Annotated in this window: 21 protein-coding genes; 17 read left to right on the top strand and 4 right to left on the bottom strand. The window is 57.7% G+C overall.

Annotation, left to right across the window (positions count from 1 at the left end):
• Positions 1 to 186 precede the first annotated feature (186 nt).
• The 9 genes from B3187_RS02330 to B3187_RS02290 all read left to right on the top strand — a co-directional run bounded on the left by B3187_RS02330 (position 187) and on the right by B3187_RS02290 (position 5977).
• Positions 187 to 699, top strand: a complete 513-nt coding sequence (locus B3187_RS02330) for a hypothetical protein (RefSeq protein ID WP_286804446.1) — start codon at positions 187 to 189, stop codon at positions 697 to 699.
• A gap of 109 nt (positions 700 to 808) precedes the next feature.
• Positions 809 to 1111, top strand: a complete 303-nt coding sequence (locus B3187_RS02325; protein ID WP_286804445.1) for a cupin domain-containing protein — start codon at positions 809 to 811, stop codon at positions 1109 to 1111.
• A 225-nt stretch (positions 1112 to 1336) separates the two neighbouring features.
• Positions 1337 to 1657 (top strand): hypothetical protein, encoded by a 321-nt coding sequence (locus B3187_RS02320; RefSeq protein WP_286804444.1) that lies wholly within the window; start codon positions 1337 to 1339, stop codon positions 1655 to 1657.
• Positions 1658 to 1797: 140 nt separating this feature from the next.
• Positions 1798 to 1983, top strand: coding sequence for a hypothetical protein (locus B3187_RS02315; protein ID WP_286804443.1), 186 nt, complete (start codon positions 1798 to 1800; stop codon positions 1981 to 1983).
• Between the two features lie 350 nt (positions 1984 to 2333).
• Positions 2334 to 2843, top strand: coding sequence for a GNAT family N-acetyltransferase (locus tag B3187_RS02310; protein ID WP_286804442.1), 510 nt, complete (start codon positions 2334 to 2336; stop codon positions 2841 to 2843).
• 14 nt (positions 2844 to 2857) lie between these two features.
• Complete coding sequence (locus B3187_RS02305) at positions 2858 to 3916, top strand: AraC family transcriptional regulator (RefSeq protein WP_286804441.1); 1059 nt, start codon at positions 2858 to 2860, stop codon at positions 3914 to 3916.
• A gap of 95 nt (positions 3917 to 4011) precedes the next feature.
• Complete coding sequence (locus B3187_RS02300) at positions 4012 to 4536, top strand: YybH family protein (protein WP_286804440.1); 525 nt, start codon at positions 4012 to 4014, stop codon at positions 4534 to 4536.
• 14 nt (positions 4537 to 4550) lie between these two features.
• Positions 4551 to 5492, top strand: a complete 942-nt coding sequence (locus B3187_RS02295) for a hypothetical protein (protein ID WP_286804439.1) — start codon at positions 4551 to 4553, stop codon at positions 5490 to 5492.
• The gene (locus B3187_RS02290; RefSeq protein ID WP_286804438.1) at positions 5489 to 5977 is read left to right on the top strand and encodes a DUF1993 family protein; all 489 of its coding nucleotides are present in this window, start codon (positions 5489 to 5491) and stop codon (positions 5975 to 5977) included. The genes B3187_RS02295 and B3187_RS02290 overlap by 4 nt, the downstream gene beginning before the upstream one ends.
• A gap of 38 nt (positions 5978 to 6015) precedes the next feature.
• On the opposite strand, the gene B3187_RS02285 is transcribed toward B3187_RS02290, so the two are convergent.
• On the bottom strand, positions 6016 to 6621 hold the full coding sequence (locus B3187_RS02285) for a methyltransferase family protein (RefSeq protein ID WP_286804437.1): 606 nt from the start codon (positions 6619 to 6621) through the stop codon (positions 6016 to 6018).
• A 684-nt stretch (positions 6622 to 7305) separates the two neighbouring features.
• Between B3187_RS02285 and B3187_RS02280 the strand changes: the two genes are divergently transcribed.
• The 3 genes from B3187_RS02280 (at position 7306) to B3187_RS02270 (ending at position 9828) form a co-directional block, all read left to right on the top strand.
• The gene (locus B3187_RS02280) at positions 7306 to 8820 is read left to right on the top strand and encodes an alkaline phosphatase D family protein (protein ID WP_286804436.1); all 1515 of its coding nucleotides are present in this window, start codon (positions 7306 to 7308) and stop codon (positions 8818 to 8820) included.
• Positions 8817 to 9434 (top strand): LysE family translocator, encoded by a 618-nt coding sequence (locus B3187_RS02275; protein WP_286804435.1) that lies wholly within the window; start codon positions 8817 to 8819, stop codon positions 9432 to 9434. The genes B3187_RS02280 and B3187_RS02275 overlap by 4 nt, the downstream gene beginning before the upstream one ends.
• 79 nt (positions 9435 to 9513) lie before the next feature.
• The gene (locus B3187_RS02270) at positions 9514 to 9828 is read left to right on the top strand and encodes a hypothetical protein (RefSeq protein ID WP_286804434.1); all 315 of its coding nucleotides are present in this window, start codon (positions 9514 to 9516) and stop codon (positions 9826 to 9828) included.
• A gap of 5 nt (positions 9829 to 9833) precedes the next feature.
• Here the strand turns inward: B3187_RS02270 and B3187_RS02265 are convergent, their stop codons facing one another.
• Positions 9834 to 11780 (bottom strand): endo-1,4-beta-xylanase, encoded by a 1947-nt coding sequence (locus tag B3187_RS02265; RefSeq protein WP_286804433.1) that lies wholly within the window; start codon positions 11778 to 11780, stop codon positions 9834 to 9836.
• Positions 11781 to 11923: 143 nt separating this feature from the next.
• On the opposite strand from B3187_RS02265, the gene msrA reads away from it, so the two are divergent.
• The 3 genes from msrA (at position 11924) to B3187_RS02250 (ending at position 14726) form a co-directional block, all read left to right on the top strand.
• Positions 11924 to 12490, top strand: a complete 567-nt coding sequence (msrA, locus tag B3187_RS02260; protein WP_286804432.1) for a peptide-methionine (S)-S-oxide reductase MsrA — start codon at positions 11924 to 11926, stop codon at positions 12488 to 12490.
• Between the two features lie 87 nt (positions 12491 to 12577).
• Entirely contained in the window at positions 12578 to 13939 is a 1362-nt protein-coding gene (gene mpl / locus B3187_RS02255; protein ID WP_286804431.1) for a UDP-N-acetylmuramate:L-alanyl-gamma-D-glutamyl-meso-diaminopimelate ligase, read from the top strand.
• Between the two features lie 175 nt (positions 13940 to 14114).
• A complete protein-coding gene (locus B3187_RS02250) occupies positions 14115 to 14726 on the top strand; it encodes a flavin prenyltransferase UbiX (RefSeq protein ID WP_036160761.1) in 612 nt (203 codons plus the stop codon).
• Positions 14727 to 14731: 5 nt separating this feature from the next.
• On the opposite strand, the gene waaA is transcribed toward B3187_RS02250, so the two are convergent.
• Positions 14732 to 16000, bottom strand: coding sequence for a lipid IV(A) 3-deoxy-D-manno-octulosonic acid transferase (gene waaA / locus B3187_RS02245; protein ID WP_286804430.1), 1269 nt, complete (start codon positions 15998 to 16000; stop codon positions 14732 to 14734).
• Between the two features lie 59 nt (positions 16001 to 16059).
• Positions 16060 to 16959 (bottom strand): LysR family transcriptional regulator, encoded by a 900-nt coding sequence (locus B3187_RS02240; protein WP_024461314.1) that lies wholly within the window; start codon positions 16957 to 16959, stop codon positions 16060 to 16062.
• 136 nt (positions 16960 to 17095) lie between these two features.
• On the opposite strand from B3187_RS02240, the gene B3187_RS02235 reads away from it, so the two are divergent.
• On the top strand, positions 17096 to 18670 hold the full coding sequence (locus B3187_RS02235; protein ID WP_286804429.1) for an NADH-quinone oxidoreductase subunit L: 1575 nt from the start codon (positions 17096 to 17098) through the stop codon (positions 18668 to 18670).
• A partial coding sequence (locus B3187_RS02230; RefSeq protein WP_286804428.1) for a putative inorganic carbon transporter subunit DabA occupies positions 18667 to 19306 on the top strand: 640 nt, incomplete at its 3' end. The genes B3187_RS02235 and B3187_RS02230, both read left to right, overlap by 4 nt.

Below are 19306 nucleotides of genomic sequence, written 5' to 3'. Positions count from 1 at the left end.
TGGGCCTAGCGACATTTCCGTATAACCTCCCACACACGGAAACTTCCCCTATTTTAGGCCAGCCTCGTTATAGCGATGCGTTCTAAGCGTTGAGTGACGGAGCCTTCCAGGCATGTTATAAAAGCAGCCAAATGTGATAGACGGAAAGTTTCCGTTTAATAATATTGATAAAAGTCAAGGAAAGTCATGAAAGTACATCAATATTTGGCAGTAGGGTTTCGGCTACTTTCGATAATTGTATTCATTTACTCTTTGAGGCAAGTGGCAACATTTCTTTCTGTAGTGTTCACTGACACTTACTCGGGCATGCCCGCCTCGGCAGCTTTTTTCCTTATCATGGCTGTGATACCTCTGGGTGTTGCCATAACACTTTGGATGTTTCCCACTACGATAGCCAAAAAAGTAGTACCGCCGGAATCTGAGGACTCGGTCGTTCCTGAAAAGACATTTAGCATATTGGTCGCTTTGGTAATAACGGTAGGCTTGTACGCATTCTTTTACGCGGCAATAGACGCAATTTATTGGCTTACATACTCGTATTTATTGTCTTCTAACCCGGATGCGTATGACTGGACCTCAGCCGCGATGGACAGCGACAAAGCTAACATGCTTGCTACTGCATTAGAGTTCGCCGCTTCTCTGGCTATTATATTGCGGGCAAAATATATCGCTAACTTTCTTTACAGGGTTGCCAGGTAGTGCCTTTTAACAAACGGCTGTTGTCGCCCCTTCGAGGCTGGAACGGCCTTTCCGCCGCTTCGCGGCTAAAAGTCCGTCCCAAAGCCGGGCGTTGTGCATACAGTCAGCCATGAATAATATACTGTCTCAATTAAAGAGCGTGAATGAACGTTGGGCATCTATCGGTATCGGTGAAGTCAACGGATCACCGATTTCAGCCCGAGTAATGGAAAACGTAGAAGCCAGCTTCCACACTCATGAGAACTCAGATGAATTTTTCCTTGTTCTTTCCGGGAAGGTATTTATTGATACCGAGGAAGGAACAATTGAACTAAACGAAGGGCAATCACACACGGTAACCTCTGGCACAAAACACAGGGCTCGCTCCTATGTACGTTCTGAGCTAATCGTTGCCGGAGGTAAAAATGCATAACCGAGCACACTAATTCACCACCGCGAGCGGAGGTAGGACGCTCTGAACCTGAACCATTTTCACACTCAAAGTATCCATGGACGTGATTCAGGCCCACAGCCTCGTTATAGCGATGCATTCTAAGCGTTTCGTGACGGAGCTTTTCAGGCATGGTACAAATTCAACCAGATTCGGAAGACGGAAAAGTTTCCGTCTAACAATAGTTTTAAAAATTAAGGGAATACTGTGAAGAAACTTCATATAGCCATATCAACTGACAAGATCGCTGAAACCGTTGCGGATTACAGCCAACGACTGAATGCTGAGCCGAGCTTGGTCGTCCCTGGCGAGTACGCTTTGTGGCGAACCGCCACTCTGAATCTGTCTGTGCGTCAAGATGCTAATGCAGATCCAGGCTCTTTGCGGCACCTGGGCTGGGAAGACTCATCTGCAGGAGAGTTCACGCAGGATGTAGACGTAAACGGCATTGTTTGGGAGCTATTTAATGCCGACCTTCAAGCAGAGGAAATTAATGAGTTATGGCCTGACGCGGATTATCAGCCATGAGCTTTAACCAGCTATAGAATTACCTTGCCTACGGTAGCCAGCTCCTCGTAAGCTAGCGCCGTTGTGTTTGGCGCTAACAGTTCGCTCGCACCTCTACCGAGACGCCAAACAGTACCTCACGCCCAACAGGGAGAGACAAAATGGACAAGTTTTTCAAAGTGTGCTTTAGAAACAAAATGGGAATGGGTATCGCCACAGGAATAGCTATTGGAGCAGGATTTGGCGCCGCCACGGGAAACATTGCACAGGCCATAGGTTTTGGTGCTGCGTTCGGTATTGCACTTGGGGCAGTTTGGACTCGCCGTGGTAATCGTCAAGCCCGCTAACAGGAAGGATATCATCCCAATACGGGAGCCCTGCTTTGGGCGCTACCAGCATCTATGAAGAAACCAAGGATCAACGTTAGACACTACTGGGCGAAAACAGTAGATGGCGAATACGGAGGCCTGGCCAACCAGCTTTCAATTGAGCTTTTGGTCACCTTCATATTTGTCTCAATTTCGATATACAGCGTGATGACCGATGGACTAGGGCTCTTCTTTGCAGCCTTTCTCATTCCTACTGTGGGTTTCGTCGTTGCGTCCTTGACAACAATTTGTGCGATGATTTCAGCTTATAGGGACAGAAAGAAGAGTCGATAGCCGCACCGATACTTTAGACGCCCGAACAGAATAGTATGATATTTCGAGAAGCCGAACCAAAAGACGCGGAAGCAATTGGCCGGATAAGGGTCGCTGCTTGGAGAGCGGCCTATCAGCCGTTTATGCCAAAGGAGTTTCTCAAATCACTGAACGCCGCCAACAACCTGTCTGAGCTTAGAGCGCGGCTTGCCGATCAGAATTCTGACTTTACCCTATCCGTAGCAGAAGAGTGTGGACGGGTGGTAGCGTTTTCCATCGTCGGAAGACCTCGCTATGAGGCGGCCCCAGAAACAATAGAGTTGTGGGCTTTGAATGTTCTTCCCGAGCATTGGAGAAGAGGCATCGGAACCAGCCTTGTAGAACGGGCAATCGCGTTTTCATCCCGGTCAGGGTTCGAATGCATTGAGCTCTGGTGTATCAAGGGCAACACACCAGCTCAGGAGACGTATAAGAAACTTGGCTTCATCGAATCAGGCCAAGAAAGGTCTTCATCCCGGCTTACGGGGATTACATTGCATGAGTTGCATTATGCCAAAGTTCTCTAGAAAATCAGGCTGACATGCTATTAACAACACTAGCGCTACTCGACCTCGCATTGAGGGCTGCGACAACCGGGCAGTTGGTTCTGCTGGTTGGCGTCGGGCTTAATCGTAAACCAATTCGTGAAGGAATGTTGTTGCTACTGGCTGCCATAGCCTGCGGCATTGCCTATTTGTCGCTGACAGCGCCAGTACCAGACGCGGCCTACGGCATGACCCGCAACATACTGCTGCTCCTGACCGACGCCTGGGCCTATGCGCTCTGGTTGGCCGCCATGTATTTTTTCCAGGAGGGATTCTCCATTCGTCATACCCCCATTTGGGCCCGCCCGTTTGTCGCTCTGTGGATCGTCTGGCATCTTTACTTTTTTGGGTTCAGGGGTGGTGATGGCATCTACCACCAAATCAACCATGGCCTTTCCATTCTGGTACTCGCGCACATCATATACACGGCCCTGACGGGACTGTCTGATGACCTGGTGGACAAGCGCCGCCGTCTGCGACTGATGCTCAGCGGTGCTTTGGCGGCGTATGGTGCAATGTTGGCCATCGACCAGCTTTGGCTGGGTCGACTGCTGCAGTCGGCGACACTCAGCCTGGCAAACGCCACCCTGGTCTTTGCCAGTGTTACGTGGTTTAGCGTGTACCTGCTTCGTACCAATAAGGGGTCGGTGTTCTCGGAACCAGATAGCGGCTTCGACACACGCTCTCAAACGGCGCTTCCTCACGAGTACCTTAACCTGAAGCGCGCCCTGGACGACTTTATTGAGCGAGGCGACTACATGCAGCCTGAGTTAGATATAGCGTCCATGGCCTCCCAACTAGGCGATAAAGAGCACCGGCTACGCCGCCTGATCAACCGCCAACTCGGCTTTCAGAACTTCAGTGGTTTCCTCAATCAGCTACGAATTCAGAAGGCTCGTCAATGGCTCGCGTCGCCCCAACACGCCTCCACTCCCATAATGAATATCGCACTTGATCTGGGGTATGGCTCTATCGGACCATTCAATCGCGCGTTCAAGCGCCACACCGGGCTGACGCCGACGCAATACCGGGCCCAATTTCACAATCGGCTATAAGTTTTTGAAATCGGCAAGACTTTTTCCCATGTAAAACAGATAGTTACTCCCGTGCCTGAAAGTCCACACATACTGTTGACGCATGGAGATCGACAATGAAATTACTTCTGATAACCACGTTTTTACTGCTACTGGCATCGCTGTCGTCGGCCCAGAGCTTTTACCCTGTACCGGACTATCGCGACTACGGCATTCCCAACCCGCAAGAGCAGACGCAAGAGATTGACGCCTTTATCCTCGAATTTCGAAAAGCATGGCGTAATCAAGACGCAGCCGCCGTAGCCGCTTCACACACGCAGGATGTGGAGTGGATCAATGCGTTTGGCCGCACGTTTCGTGGACGGGACAATCTCCAGGTGTTTCTGGAGACCGTTCTTTTCCCCGGCTTTTCTCCTGCACAGTGGCAAGAGGCCATGGCCTCCTATCGTCCGGTATCCAGGCACTATTTGGGGGAGGTTGTTGTTATCAACAGTCAGTTGCACAGCTCGCCCGGATCAGCGGTCGACGGAGATCAGCGCCGGGTGTCCCTGAACTTTGTCCTGGTCAGACAAGCCGGGCAGTGGCAGATAGCACAACAGATCATCTCGGACCTCAGGCCGCGCCGCACACCCGGTCAATAAGGAGCAACGGTACAATGCGTATACTGATAGTCCTGACATGGCTTTTGGCACTCCCCACAGGTGCCAACGAACAGCGGGTAACCAATGGTTCAGGTCACTACACCTACTCATCTGGCGCTGGCCAGCAGCAAACCCGACTCAAGGTCTACTACCACCAGCCCGACTCTTTTGCGCCCTCCTCACCTGTACTCCTGGTGTTGCCCGGTGCCGGACGCAATGCATGGGACTACCGGGATGCCTGGAAAACCGCATCCGAGAAATACGGAGTGCTGGTCATCTCGCCACACTACGCAGAGGAACGGTACCCGGAGTTCTGGAACTACAATATCGCGGGAATGCTTACCAATGTGACGATCAATGAAGCCAGGACCGGGTTCGCAAGCTACGAGATCACTCAGAACCCACGACGATGGCTTTTCAAGGATTTTGACGGCATTTTCCTGGATGCCCGCAAGCGGTTCGGAATCGATGCGGACCGCTACGATATGTTCGGGCACTCCGCAGGTGGCCAAATAATCCACCGGTTCGCACTGTTTGGTACCAGCGTCCATGCGGATCGGTTAATTGCCGCCAACGCCGGGTGGTACACACTACCGGACTTCGACGTCAAGTTTCCCTTTGGTTTAAAAGGGAGTCCCTTATCGGAAAAGACGCACCGTATAGCGTTCTCGAGAAATCTGGTGGTATTTCTCGGCGAGCTGGACAACGCCGATGAAACCCGGGGCCACCTTGCCCGGAACGATAAACTCGACGTGCAAGGGTTGCACCGTTTCTCGCGCGGCCAGTATTTTTACCGCGAATCAAAAGCCATTGCCGAGGATATAGACGCCGACTTTACGTGGCAAAAAATCCATGTACCAGGAGTGGGGCACGACTACCGTCGAATGAGCGAGAAAGCCGCTCAATACCTGTACACCCCAAAAAACCAAGAACATTCACGACAGGAACCACAATGAACCATAGTATCAAGAAGGTGTTTCAACGCTATTTGTCCCAACTGGATACAATAGTCGCCAAGATCCCTCCGGAAACGTTCGCATCGTCACTCGCTGACGACATGTTCAATCTGGAGACGAACGCCAAAATCGCGGCCAACTTTATACTTCGAGGGTATTGCCCGTTGATAAACAGGAAAATCGTCTCCTTCATCAAGGAGGAATCAGGCAAAGCGGCTATTCAAGCCCAAATAACGGAAACGGCAAATTACCTGAACGGTCTTCCAGAAGCTCAACAGCTCGACGCTACCAGACACTTGAGGGATAAAGCCGGCTTCTCTGAAGTAGACCTTCCGGAGCCCGAGTTCATATACCACTATATTATTCCAAATTTTCTGTTTCACGCGAGTATGGTCTATGCAATAGCCCGGGCAAACGGAGTCAAGCTGAGCAAGGGAGATTACGACGGTATTCATTCATACCCTGCAGGATTCTGCTTTTTGTAACGGATTTGAATTACCACGAAACTCACCACTCAGAGTCACTATAACCACCGCCGCACCAACAGGCGATAGTCCTGATATTCGACTCCGTAGGCCCGACCCAATGCGACTTCTTCGCGGCGCGCCTGCAGTACGATCACGACGGCGCCCACCAGCAGACAAAGCAGGGTGAACACGCTGGGGAAGGTCAGAAACAATCCCAACTGACCGAGAATGATGCCGATGAACAGAGGATTTCGGGTAAGCCCATAGGGGCCCTGAGTCAGAAGCGGCTGACGTTTGTCCGGGTCGATACCGGAGCGCCAGTCATTGCGCATATAGGCGTGGACGTAACTGACGATGCCGTAGGACACCAGCAGCATTGCCATGCCGGCCAGTAGCACCGGCGCCTGATAGAGCGCGGGGAAGACGCCGAGCCAAGGATCGATGGGCCAGACGATACGAGCCAGACACACCCCCAGAATGGCGGCGCGGAACAGGTTGAACGTCTGCCGGTACCACCAGGTGGCGGAGCCCCGGTTGCCGTAGCGAATGTGGCTGATGCCGGTACGCTTCCACAGGCCAACACTGGTGCTGGTGTAGTGCACCCCTATAAAGAGGAAATACAGCCCTAGGAAGTGTCTGGAGAGCTGATCGATATCGTACATGGAGTGTTCCTATTATCTCTCTAGCGCCCCGATACTAACGAACTGCCCAGGGCTGTGGCCAGTCAAATCTGGTTGATAGCGCAATCTTTACAATTCTCTGGAAACCCGTGTTGACGCTTCAACCGCGAAGGGCAGACTCAATGCATATTCACAGGAACCCTGACATACTGTATCTGTCCAGACTTGTCAGTAAACTGTCACTATCGATTGGGTGGATTGGAGTCTCGTTTAATGGGCAGCCTGCCAAATAATGATCACCGAAGTATCCCTGAGGTGCTGGCGGGGCCCGTGCTACGCCGTTGCACTACCGACCGCCTGACGCTCTGGCTGGTCGCACGTCGGCAACTGTGCCTCAGGGTCCGCCTCTCCGATTCAGAAGGTCAGTATCTTGATCGAGAGGTACACCCCTCTGAGCAGCAAGTACTGCGCGTCGGTCAGCACGCCTGGCTCTACTTGATAGAGCTGTCCCTGGATACACCGTTACCGACCGACACGCGATTGTCTTACGATGTGGGCCTTTCGAGCGACCCGGCAGAGGAGCCCAGGTGGATAGCGGACTGGGCGCCCCACTTGTGTTACAGGGGCGACCTGACCCCCGGGTTCACGCTCTGTTCGCGAGCCACACGAGTGCTTCACGGCTCTTGCCGTCGCCCTCACCACAAGGCCCGGGATGGCCTTGCTCGAGTGGATCACGAGTTACAGAAAGCAAGGGAGGAAGGAAGCCCTCCCGCGCTTCTGATGCTGACCGGCGATCAGGTCTACGTCGATGACGTTGCCGGCCCCATGCTGCACGCCATACATTGCGTTATTCAACGACTGGGCCTGTATGAGGAGCAATTGGAAGGCGCCTCTGTCGACTCCAGCGCCGAGTTGGGGTCGCTAGCACATGGTTACTACCATCGGGAAAAATTGCTGCCCAGCACTCAATCCAACGAGAGTCTGGCCGAACGGTTTTTCGGTGGTGTCCGCAAACCCGTATTCACCACAGCACACGCGGGCAATCACCTGATTTCGTTCGCGGAAGTATTCGCAATGTATTTGCTGGTTTGGTCTCCCGCACCTTGGGCACTGGTTTCATCGATTGAGCCGGTGAGTCGTGAACCCGAGCTGTCCCGCTACCGTGACGAGAAGGTGAACATTGAGGCATTTCGGGAAACACTGCCTCAGGCGGCACGTGCGCTGGCCAACATCCCCGTCTATATGATTTTTGATGACCATGATGTAACCGATGACTGGAATCTGTCAGCATTATGGGAGCAGACCGCCTATGAGCACCCGTTTTCCCGGCGGATTATTGGCAACGCTTTACTGGGATATCTGCTCTGCCAGGGCTGGGGAAACCGACCCGAGCACGTTTCCGAGCTCATGCCCACTTGCCAGGATCTGTTCGAATCCAGCCCACAAACTCATACCCTGGACAAAGAGCAGCAGAATGCGCTGATTGATCGGTTGTTGGCGTTTGGTCATTGGCACTTCACGCTGGACACGAAGCCCAAAATCATTGTCTTGGATACAAGAACGCATCGGTGGCGTAGCGAGATCAGACCGGGACATCCCTCTGGCCTGATGGACTGGGAGTCACTTACCGACTTTCAGCAGTCGGTCATGGGGGAGGAGTCCGTGCTGGTTGTGTCACCGGCCCCCATATTCGGCGTTAAACTGATCGAGATGATTCAACAGGTATTCACCTGGTTTGGCAAACCACTGCTGGTCGACGCGGAAAACTGGATGGCTCATCGTGGGGCGGCCAATGTACTGCTCAATATTTTTGGGCATTCGCGAACGCCCAAACATTTCATGATTGTCTCTGGCGATGTGCACTACTCATTTGCCTACGATGTTCGCTTACGACACAAGCAGAATGGCCCTCACATTTGGCAAATAACCAGCAGCGGCATCAAGAACGAGTTTCCCCATGGATTGCTCGAATGGCTGGACCGCCTCAACCGTTGGTTGTACAGCCCCCTGTCCCCGCTGAACTGGTTCACCAAGCGCCGGCGAATGCGGGTAAGCCCTCGATTGCCACGGGGTCGGGATCTGGGGGAGCGGCTATGGAATAATGCAGGCATTGGCGACCTTCATATTTCGTCGGACGGGAAACCCGTCCTTATCAGCCAACTTGGCGCAGACCACAACGACACCGTCTTTGAGTACCGGGAGGAGGGCCGCTTCGAAACCGAGGCCCACCCCAAGCAATGACCCCGACCGGCGCGTTACTGTTATTTGTCACTCTGGTGACGCTGGCCGCCCTACCCAGTACCAGCGTGGCACTGGTATTAACCCGGTCGGCCGCCTCGGGGCTTGCAGCAGGCGCCGCCGTCACGGCGGGCATTGTGCTGGGCGATCTGCTGTTTGTGTGTCTGGCGTTACTGGGTATGAGCGCCCTGGCGGAGTCACTGAGTGGTGCCTTCTACTGGGTGCGGCTCGCGTGCGGCGGCTACCTGATCTATCTGGGCTGGTGTTGCTGGCGTGCCGCGCCGCAATCCGCGAACCGCCCAATGGCCTCCACGCCGGTACGCCTGTGGCGCGATACGCTGACGGGACTGCTGATCACACTCGCGGATGTAAAGGCCATCGTGTTTTACGCCAGCCTGTTTCCGGCGTTTGTCGATCTATCCCGGATTACCGTTCAGGGGCTGGGCGTGGTGATGGCCATTACCATCCTGGCGGTGGGCGGCACCAAACTGGCTTATGCCTACGGCGCCCATCGGATAACGCAGGCAACATTGATGAAGCGGTTCGAGCGCCCGGCGCAGCGAAGCGGCGGGACGTTGCTTGGCGTCATTGGTCTGTATCTGATCATCGGAGCCTGAGTGCGCTCTGCTACACTGACAGCGTGTTTCCGCAATGGCGGGTTCGCGGATCATTGATTCACCAAAACGGAGCGGTGACATGAAGTACCAAGCGGGACTCTTGTTCGTAATCCTGTTGTCTGGTTTGACCGGATGCGCGCAACTTGTGACGGACCAATACCTGGACCGCCACTGCGACAAATCTCATATCGACTGCCCGGGCCGGGAAACCGTCGAGCGCAAAGCGCAGAAAGCCGACATGGCGGCATTTCGGGCCATTGGCGAGCAGTTTGAAGACAAAGGCAACACGCCTGAACCCGCTCCACCCTATCGCGACCCCGCCGAGCCCCTCTGCCCTGACGGGCAGAAGAAGGTGTGCTCGGCCAGCGCCGGTTGTCGCTGCGAAGCGGACTGAGCCGGTTATTCTCCGATAGTGAATTCGAACTCGGCGGTTTCACCGGGTAACAGCTCAATGGTCTGTTCGACTTGGCCATTGATTGTTACCTGATACTCGCCATAGAAACCACGCCCGCTGAACTCCCCATCGCCATTGGTGGCACCGGTAAAGTCGTTCCACCAGTCATTGAAAATGGCGTCTTTCCAGGCGACGGCGTTGGGTTTTTCCCGCCAGTCTTCGGTATACATGGCACCATCCGGCGTCCAGTGGGCGCCCGCCCAGAAGCCCCACTTCTGCACCCCTACGGTAGCCGGATGACTGAACACGGCGGTTAGGAAATCCCGGGTGTAATCCGCCTGCAGCGCTTCATCCGTGGTGTTGATATCGAACTCGGTCACCCGGATGGTCAGCTCGGGAAAGGCCTCGTGAAAGCGGTCCAGGATTTCCAGTACCCGGGGAATGGCGGTGGGCGAGGGACCAAAGTGGCCCTGCATACCGATGCCGTCGATGGGCGCTTCCTGATCAACCAGATACTGGATGGTCTGCTGGTAGTGATCCTGATGGGCGGCGTCGCGTCCACCGCCGGACAGAATGGAGTAATCGTTGATGTAGAGCTTGTGGTGGGCCAGGTTCAGGCGCGCCCGTTCAAACCAGTCGACCATCACCTCGTCGCCAAAGGCGTCCATCAGGTAGTGGTTGTCATAGGGTTCGTTGAGCACATCCCACTCATCCAACACATTCGCCGTGGCACTGGCGATATCGTCGATATGATCGAGGACGATCTGCTTTGCTTCCGGATCGGCGTTTTCCGGCTCACCTTCCGGCAGGTACTCCTGAATCAGGTTGGGCAGGTTGCGCTTGGACGGCCATACCATGACGTGGCCCCGGGTGTAAAAGTCGTTATCCTTGAGCCACTGAAGCGCATCGATGGTGGTCTGCTGGCTGAAGTCTTCACCCCACTCGCCCGCCCAGGGCGCCCATTTCAGGTCATTTTCCGGGCCGCTCTGATTGAACAGTTCCAGCACCTTTTCCCGGTAGATTTCGTTATCTTCGCCCTCGCCCATGAGAATGTGGCCGACGGTCACCGAGCCAAAGTGATAGGCATGGCGGGTCATCTCGACCGCCACCTCGGCACCCTCGACCGGCTGACCTTCACCGTCCAGTACCCGCACGGTGAAATCCCCTTTGCGGTGCTCATCAATGCGGGCGGCGGCTTCATCGCGCCAGTCGGCATCCGCCTCCCGGCCGCCGTAACTCAGCTCGGTTCGGGGCAGGTCGTCCACCGCCAGGCTCTGCCCGAAATGCAGCACTTCCACGCCGCCAATGTCGAAGCTCTGGGGGCGGTCACCACCACCAAAACCGATCTTCAGGATCAGGTCGTTGGCGGCCTCGGCCCCGGACATTTCCAGCGGAATGTCATAGGCCTGCCAGTCTCCAGTACTGGTGATTTCCCGTTCGGCGTATTTGGTGTAGTCCGGTCCCGGACCTTCCAGGAAGGCGGTGGCGAAGGTCGCGCCGGTTTCATCGGTGGTACTGACTGAACGCATATAGAGGCGAATCAGCATCACATCGCCTTCGGCCGTGGCCCGGAGAATGGGGTACTGCAACTGACCATTGAAAAACGCGCCCGGGGGATTCTCGGCGTGAATGCGCACCGCCCGGGTGAAACCGGAGTGGTCCGCCGCCACGGTTTCCGCGCGGCCGACCGGCTCACCGTCGTTGTCGCCTTCCCAGAAGCTGTAGTCGGTGGCGGGCGAAGAGGTGATCACCAACTCACCTTGATCGAGGGTATCGCCGTCAGGGTCGGGCTCTGGTTCAGGTTCAGGTTCAGGCTCTGGCTCTGGTTCGGGCTGCGGTTCTGGGTTCTCGGTAGGCGGCGTCGAGCCACCACCAGAACTGCTGCCACAGGCCGTGAGCAGAGGGGGACTGAATAGAAATACCAGTATCAGGGCAATGACGCGCGAGGACATGGAAGCCTCCAACGGTTGTTATGGTTTTATTGACATTAACCTGCATGGTAGCGCATGCCGTTAAGCTTGACTATGGGCCAAGGGCGTAATTGCGTCGTATCTATTGTCCACAGTACTGATTCTATCTTTCGACAGGAGGCACCATGCGTCTGCTTGCACTCTTTTTGATTATTGCCAGCCCCACCCTCTGGGCCGACGACACGGCCGAGGCGATTTTTGCCGGCGGTTGCTTCTGGTGTATGGAGCCGCCGTACGATGAGGTGGACGGCGTGAAGGAAACCATTTCCGGTTATACCGGTGGCACGGTCGCCAACCCCAGCTATGAGCAGGTGGTGGCCGGAGGCACGGGGCACACTGAGGCCGTCAAGATCGTTTACGACCCGTCCAAGGTGGACTATCAAGCGCTTCTGGAGATTTTCTGGCGCAATATTGATCCTCTGGATGCCGGTGGTCAGTTCTGCGACCGGGGTGACTCCTATCGGGCCGGGATCTTTTACCTGAACGATGAGCAGGAAGCCCTGGCCCGATCGACCAAAGCCGAGGTGGAGGAACGCTTTGAAAAGCCGGTGGTCACCGAAATCACCGAGGCCACGGCGTTCTATAAAGCGGAGGGTTACCACCAGAATTACTACCAGAAAAATCCCGTGCGCTATAAATACTACCGCTACCGTTGCGGCCGGGACGCACGACTGGATGCACTGTGGAAATAGATTCGCAGCGGGCTGGCCCAACAAGCCTACTCCCGGACAGGCCGAACGCGTAAACTGTCGCTTTTGAACCGGACAAGCGACGCACTTATGCACATTCACATTCTCGGGATTTGCGGCACCTTCATGGGCAGCCTGGCGCTGCTGGCGCGGGAGCTGGGGCACACCGTCACCGGCAGTGACGCCAACGTCTACCCGCCCATGAGCACCCAGTTGGAAGCGGCGGGCATTAAGCTGCTGGAAGGCTACAGCCCCGAGCACCTTGAGCCCGCGCCGGATCTGGTGGTGATCGGCAACGCCCTGAGCCGGGGCAACCCGGAGGTGGAGGCGGTGCTGGATAAGGGCCTGCCCTATACCTCCGGCCCGGAATGGCTTCGCGAACAAGTGCTGCCGGGCAAGTGGGTGCTGGCGGTCTCGGGCACCCACGGCAAAACCACCACCGCCAGTATGCTGGCCTGGATTCTGGAATACGCCCATATGGCGCCGGGTTTTCTGATTGGCGGGGTGACCCAGAATTTCCCCCAGTCCGCGCGCTTGGGCGAGACGCCGTTTTTTGTGGTGGAAGCGGACGAGTACGACAGCGCCTTTTTCGACAAGCGTTCCAAGTTCGTTCACTACCGCCCCCGCACGCTGGTCATCAATAACCTGGAGTACGACCACGCCGACATTTTCCCGGACCTGGCGGCGATTCAACGCCAGTTTCATCACTTGGTGCGCACGGTGCCGGGCACGGGGCTGATTGTCAGTCCCGCCGGGGTCGAGGCCATTGAACAGACGTTAGATCAGGGCTGCTGGACGCCCCGGGAAACCCTGGGCGCCGAAGGTGACTGGCAGGTGAAACTGACCGCCGCCGACGGCAGCGCGTTTGAGGTATGGCACGAGGGCGCCGCCATTGCGACGGTGAACTGGGAACATACCGGCGAGCACAATGTGATGAATGGCCTGGCGGCGCTGATCGCGGCCCGGCATGTGGGAGTAACGCCTGAAATCGGCGCTCAGGCGCTGGCGGCGTTCAAGGGAGTCAAGCGCCGGATGGAGTGCCTGGCGGACGTGCACGGTATTCGGGTGTACGACGATTTTGCCCATCACCCGACGGCGATCAAGACCACTCTGGCCGGGCTGCGGGCCAAGGTGGGGGATGAGAAGATCATCGCGCTGATTGAGCCGCGCTCGAATACCATGCGCCTGGGTGTGCACCGGGAGGCGCTGAAAAACTGTTTCAGTGATGCCGATGCGGTATTGTGGTATCAGCCCAGCCATAGTGATTGGGATCTCGATGAGCTGGTGAATCACAGTTCGGTGCCCGCGCAGTTGGAGCACACTATCGATGAGTTGATTCACGGGGCGCTGTCGTTGGCGGAGAGCGGCAGTCATATTGTGATTATGAGTAATGGCGGGTTTGATGGGATTCATCAGAAGTTGGTGAATCAGTTGAATCGGCATGCGTTGTAATTTGTAGCGGAAAGTCCGGTCGAGGGAGCGCACCTCCCGTCGCGTAGGTCGGATTAGCGCGCAGCGCGTAATCCGACAGATTACATTGCCCGGCCACGCGTCGGATTACGCGCTGCGCGCTAATCCGACCTACGGATACCACATTGCCACAACCACTAATTGACGAGGACCCACTATGGACTACCAACGTACCGTCACCCTGGCCATGACCGGCGCTTCCGGGGCGCAATATGGTTTGCGGCTGTTGCAGTGTCTGCTGGCGGCGGATTGTCGTGTGTATCTGCTGTTGTCGAGTGCGGCGGAGGTGGTGATTCGCACGGAGACCAATGTCGAGTTGCCGAGCGATCTGGAGGAGCAGCAGTTGCTGCTCAGTCAGATGTTTGGCGCTGAGGATGAACAGTTGCAGTTGTTTTCCCGGGAGGACTGGTTTTCGCCGGTGGCGTCGGGGTCGAGTTCGCCCAGTTCGATGGTGATTTGTCCGGCCAGTGGTGGGTCGTTGTCGGCCATCGCCCACGGGGCCAGTAATAATCTGGTTGAGCGGGCGGCGGATGTGGCGCTGAAGGAGCGGCGGCAGTTGATTCTGGTGCCCCGGGAGGCGCCTTATTCCGAGGTGCATCTGGAGAATATGTTGAAGTTGACCCGGATGGGCGCGGTGGTGGTGCCGGCCAGTCCGGGGTTTTATATGCAGCCGACCCGGATTGAGGAGTTGGTGGATTTTATTGTGGCGCGGGTGTTGGATCAGTTGGGAATTGAACAGGATTTGATGCCGCGTTGGGGGGAGGATTAGCCCCCCTACAAATACCGCCGAATCAACGCCAAGGTTTTCTCCAAAGCCCCGCGGTTGGCTTCCGCCACCTCTCTGGCCGCCTGGCCCCGCACCGTGCGCAGCTCCTCGGTTTCGATCAGGCTGATCACCTGCCCCGCCAGATCCTTCGCGTTTTCAACGACCTGTAAGGCGCCCGCTTCTTTCAGCAGGTCCGACACTTCCGCAAAGTTGTACAGGCTGGGGCCACTCAGAATCGGCAGGCCCCAGGCAGCGGGTTCGATCAGGTTGTGGCCGCCGTTGTCGATCAGTGAGCCGCCCACAAAGGCGATGTCGCTGGCGCCATACAGGGTCAGCAGTTCGCCCATGACATCGCCCACCAGTACCTGAACATCCGCTCCCGGGGCCTCTCCGGTAATGCGCCGGGCGGTGACGAAACCGCGCTCGTTGCTCAATTCGGCCACCGAGTCAAAGCGCTCGGGGTGACGGGGCACCAACACCAGCAGTGGGTTGCTGGTGGTTTGCGCGCGCACTTGGGCAAACGCCTCCAGTAGGGGGCCGTCCTCGCCGTCGTGAGTGCTGGCGGCGATCCAGATGGGACGCGCCGGGTTGCCTTGCCACTGGGTTCGCAGCGCCGCTGCGCGTTCCCGGACGCTGTCATCCAGGGTCAGGTCAAATTTGATACTGCCGGTGATGTGGGTGGCATCCGGGCGCAGCCCCAGGTCCTGAAAGCGCTCGGCGTCCGCCCGGTTCTGGATACCGGCCTCGGTCAGGCCCTGAAGCATGGGTCGGGTCAGGCCCGCAAAGCGCTGATAGCCCCGGGCGGACTTTTCCGAGAGCCGACCGTTGATCAGTACACCGGGAATTTCCCGTGCCCGACAGGCGGCCAGAGTGTTGGGCCAAAGTTCGGTTTCCATCATCAGATACAGACGGGGCTGCACCCGGTCCAGAAACCGGCGCACGCTGCCCGGCAGATCAAAGGGCGCATAAACGTGTTGAACCTGATCGCCAAACAGGGCCGCGACCCGGTCGGCACCGGTGGGCGTGGTGGTGGTCATCAGCAGTTGCAGACCGGGCTCCTGCAGCAGCGCTCGGGCCACCGGCGCGGCCGCCAACACTTCACCCACCGAGGCGGTGTGCAGCCACACCAGGGTACGGCCGGTCTCCTGAGGCGGGACCCGGCCAAACCGCTCCCCCCAGCGCTGCCCCCAGGCCGGGTTGCGCCGGGCGAGCAGGCGCAGCCGCAGCAGCAACAGGGGCGTGAGCAGATAGAGCAGCAGTGTGTACAACCAGCGCATGCGCAGCGTCATCCTTTCGTGGGGCGGACGCACAGGATACCACTGCGCCCAAGCCCAGGCTAAGCCAGGTCTTTCAGCGACCGGGACAGGAGTTCGGACACCAGGCTGGGCATAAACTCCCGGGGCAGGGTGATGGCGAAGAAGTTCTCGAACAGATTGGGGAGGCGCTCGTAGCGGCGCAGGCGGCCCTGCTGCAGCTCGTCTTTCACCACTACCTCGGGCAGTACGGTAACGGCCCCGCTATCCCGCGCTAACAGGCGCAGCATGGCCATATCATCCACTTCGGCGAGAATGTCCGGCTGGTACTGATGCAGGCTACACAGGGCGTCGAACCCCCGGCGAATTTCTTGGTTAGCCCCAGGCAGCACCCAGCGCAACCCTTGATACCCCTGAGGAAACGAAGCCTCCGGGTCCAGTTCAACCGGACCGATGATAGACAACGGCTGGCGCGCCAAAAGCTGGCTCTGCCAGGCCACCGCCGGTGCCCCGGAGGGCTGTATCTGGGTGTTGGTCAGCACCACATCCAGCTCGTGTCGGGCCAGGCCGTTGAGCAGATTGGTCATCCCCATGGCGTGCAGACTGAAACTCACATCGCGCTCATTGCGAGCCAGCAAGGGCTCGATGAAGGACTCAATGAAATTACGGGACATGGTCGAGAGCATGCCAATGCGAATCGTCTGCTGCTCCGGCTCGATGCCCCGGCTGATCAGGGACTCCAGCTCCTCACCTTTGGTGAAAATCACCTCGGCGTAATTGAACACCTGACGCCCGGCCTCAGTGAGCACCAACTTACGGTTGCGCCGCTCGAACAGGGGCTTTCCCATGCGCTCTTCCAACTGGCGGATCTGGGCCGACAGGGCGCTCTGGGAAACGTGCTGCTGCTCGGCTACCCGTGTCAGTTTGCCCTCACTGGCCACTCGCCAGAAGTAGTACAGATGATGGTAGTTCAACCGGCTCATGCGTGGAGCGCCCCTTAACCGTTCGCTTTTATAGAACGCTTGATACATTTATATCTATTTTACTTAAATTACCACCAAAGGGATACTCCGCCTCAACCGTTTACGGACTCAAAGATGATGACTGTGGAGTCGATGCATGAACTGGAGTGAAGCCCTCCCCACCCTGCTACTGAGCGCCGTTCCCCTACTGCTGGCCCTGGGAGCGGCATTCAGTGCCCGCCAGGCAAGCCCCGACCCGGCCTGGCGCCTCGCCAAAGTTTCCACATCCAGCGCGCTGCTACTGGCCATCGGTCTGTTGGCCTGGGCGCTGGTTCCGGGCGCTGAGGCCGGATTCTGGCAGTCCGCCCCACTCAACCTGGTGATGCTGACGCTGGTGAGCTTCATCGGCTTTGTGGTGGTCCGTTACAGCGCCCAATATCTTCAGGGGGAGCCTCGCCAGACCCGCTTCGCCGCTCTGGTGCAGGCGGTGTTCGCCGCCGTCAGTGTCGCGGTGCTTAGTGACCACTTACTCCTGTTTCTGGCGGCCTGGCTGGGCATCAGCCTGGCCATGCACCAATTGCTGATGTTCTACCCCGAGCGCCCGCGCGCCGCGCTGGCGGCCCACAAGAAGTTCCTGTTTGCCCGGGCTGCCGAGCTGTGCGCCCTGAGTGCCTTTGCGCTGCTGTACCTGCACCACGGTACCGGGCACATCAGCACCATCGTCGCCGCCTATGCCGAGCCGGCATCCCTGACCCTGACCGAGCACTTGGCAGCCGGCCTGCTGGCGATGGCCGCGTTGATCAAATGCGCCCAGTTGCCGCTGCACGGCTGGCTGATTCAGGTGGTGGAAGCCCCCACCCCGGTGTCCGCCACCCTGCACGGCGGGGTCATCAATCTGGGTGGTTACCTGCTGTTGATGTTTGCCCCGCTGGTGCTGCAGTCCGCTCCGGCACAGGCCCTGCTGCTGGTCGTGGCGGGCCTGAGCAGTGTTTTGGCCGCCCTGGTGATGATGACCCGCATCAGCATCAAGGTCCGCCTGGCCTGGTCCACCAGCGCCCAGATGGGCCTGATGCTGGTGGAAATCGCCCTGGGCCTGGTGGAACTGGCGCTGCTGCACCTACTGGCCCACTCCTGTTACAAGGCCTACGCCTTCCTCAGCTCTGGAGAGGCCGTCGTTCAGGACCGGCAGCGGCGGCTGGCCCCGGCCCGTACGCCTCCGATCGGCCAGTGGCTTGGCGCCGGGCTGTGCAGTGTTCTGCTGGTGGCCGGGCTGCTGTCTGCGGGTCACTATGGCCTCGGCCTGGCCTGGCCGGAGACCTTCAGCCCCTGGGTGCTGCTCGCCCTGGCACTGACCACCCTGATGGCCGAGCGCGACAGCCGGCTCAGCGCTGGCTCACTGCTGCGCTTCGCTGCCCTGGCGGTCGTGCTGGCCGCCGTCTACTTCGGTCTGAAAACCCTGTTTGGCCTGTTTTTCCCCGACTACCCTCGGGCCACCCCACTGTGGGCGGACCTGTGGATGAGCACCCTGTTCGCCGCGCTGTCCATGGCCTATGCGCTGCTGCGCCACGGTGCCCACCGGCCCGCAGTCCAGCGGCTGGCGGTAGCGCTTTACGCCGGTTTCTATCTGGATGAATGGGTCACCAAAACCACGCTCAAACTCTGGCCGCACCGGCTCCCGACCCGGGCGCGCCCCAAGCAGTTACACCCCATCTCTGAGGAGGGTTTGCTATGACCGCGTTCGAGAAGACGTCCGCCCCACTGACCCGGGAGCCCGACACCACCGAGCAAGCCCGACTGCTGACCACGGCGCAAGAGCAGGCTCTGGATCGCGCTTGTTCCAGCATCGCCCCCAACTGGCCGCTGGACCGCATGATTGCCGTCAACCCGCTGTGGGCCATGCGCGAGCAGCCCATCGACGAGGTGGCCGCGCGCCTGTCATCGCTGGCCTATATCCACTCCCTGATGCCCCCCAGCCATTATCTGCAGCGCTGGCAGAATGGTGACATCCAGGCGGAGCACCTGACCCGGGCGGCGGCCGAGCTGGACTATCCCGGCAACTACCAGAACCTGCTGAAAGTGGTGAAAACACTGAGTGAACTGCCCCACTGGCACAACATCAGTGACCTGGTGGACGCCGCCCGGGACCGGCAGCACAAGATGGCCTGGCGGGACGAGATCATCCATCAGATCAGCCAGTTCTGTGCCGCCCATTACCAGGAGGACGGCCCGTTCAACACCGAGCGGCTGAACCCGCAGGGCGAGCGCTCGTCCAATCCCACGCTCTACCAGCAGTGGCTGCGCATTACCCGCGTGGACCGGGGTATTGCCATTCTGATGGCGGAGCCGGGCCTGGGACGGTTTTTCGACA

This window comes from Marinimicrobium sp. UBA4209, assembly GCF_002381585.1.
GTDB lineage: Bacteria > Pseudomonadota > Gammaproteobacteria > Pseudomonadales > Cellvibrionaceae > Marinimicrobium > Marinimicrobium koreense.
Note: the sequence above shows the minus strand (reverse complement) of the source record. Positions and strands in the feature narration are given on the sequence as shown.

Bases quoted from the DNA above. Each gene is read 5' to 3' on its own strand.
- B3187_RS02325 (WP_286804445.1), top strand. From the start codon at position 809: ATGAATAATATACTGTCTCAATTAAAGAGCGTGAATGAACGTTGGGCA.
- B3187_RS02315 (WP_286804443.1), top strand. From the start codon at position 1,798: ATGGACAAGTTTTTCAAAGTGTGCTTTAGAAACAAAATGGGAATGGGT.
- B3187_RS02290 (WP_286804438.1), top strand. From the start codon at position 5,489: ATGAACCATAGTATCAAGAAGGTGTTTCAACGCTATTTGTCCCAACTG.
- waaA (WP_286804430.1), bottom strand. From the start codon at position 16,000: ATGCGCTGGTTGTACACACTGCTGCTCTATCTGCTCACGCCCCTGTTG.
- B3187_RS02250 (WP_036160761.1), top strand. From the start codon at position 14,115: ATGGACTACCAACGTACCGTCACCCTGGCCATGACCGGCGCTTCCGGG.
- B3187_RS02305 (WP_286804441.1), top strand. From the start codon at position 2,858: ATGCTATTAACAACACTAGCGCTACTCGACCTCGCATTGAGGGCTGCG.
- B3187_RS02275 (WP_286804435.1), top strand. From the start codon at position 8,817: ATGACCCCGACCGGCGCGTTACTGTTATTTGTCACTCTGGTGACGCTG.
- B3187_RS02265 (WP_286804433.1), bottom strand. From the start codon at position 11,780: ATGTCCTCGCGCGTCATTGCCCTGATACTGGTATTTCTATTCAGTCCC.
- B3187_RS02295 (WP_286804439.1), top strand. From the start codon at position 4,551: ATGCGTATACTGATAGTCCTGACATGGCTTTTGGCACTCCCCACAGGT.
- msrA (WP_286804432.1), top strand. From the start codon at position 11,924: ATGCGTCTGCTTGCACTCTTTTTGATTATTGCCAGCCCCACCCTCTGG.
- B3187_RS02240 (WP_024461314.1), bottom strand. From the start codon at position 16,959: ATGAGCCGGTTGAACTACCATCATCTGTACTACTTCTGGCGAGTGGCC.
- B3187_RS02235 (WP_286804429.1), top strand. From the start codon at position 17,096: ATGAACTGGAGTGAAGCCCTCCCCACCCTGCTACTGAGCGCCGTTCCC.
- B3187_RS02310 (WP_286804442.1), top strand. From the start codon at position 2,334: ATGATATTTCGAGAAGCCGAACCAAAAGACGCGGAAGCAATTGGCCGG.
- mpl (WP_286804431.1), top strand. From the start codon at position 12,578: ATGCACATTCACATTCTCGGGATTTGCGGCACCTTCATGGGCAGCCTG.
- B3187_RS02330 (WP_286804446.1), top strand. From the start codon at position 187: ATGAAAGTACATCAATATTTGGCAGTAGGGTTTCGGCTACTTTCGATA.
- B3187_RS02300 (WP_286804440.1), top strand. From the start codon at position 4,012: ATGAAATTACTTCTGATAACCACGTTTTTACTGCTACTGGCATCGCTG.
- B3187_RS02270 (WP_286804434.1), top strand. From the start codon at position 9,514: ATGAAGTACCAAGCGGGACTCTTGTTCGTAATCCTGTTGTCTGGTTTG.
- B3187_RS02285 (WP_286804437.1), bottom strand. From the start codon at position 6,621: ATGTACGATATCGATCAGCTCTCCAGACACTTCCTAGGGCTGTATTTC.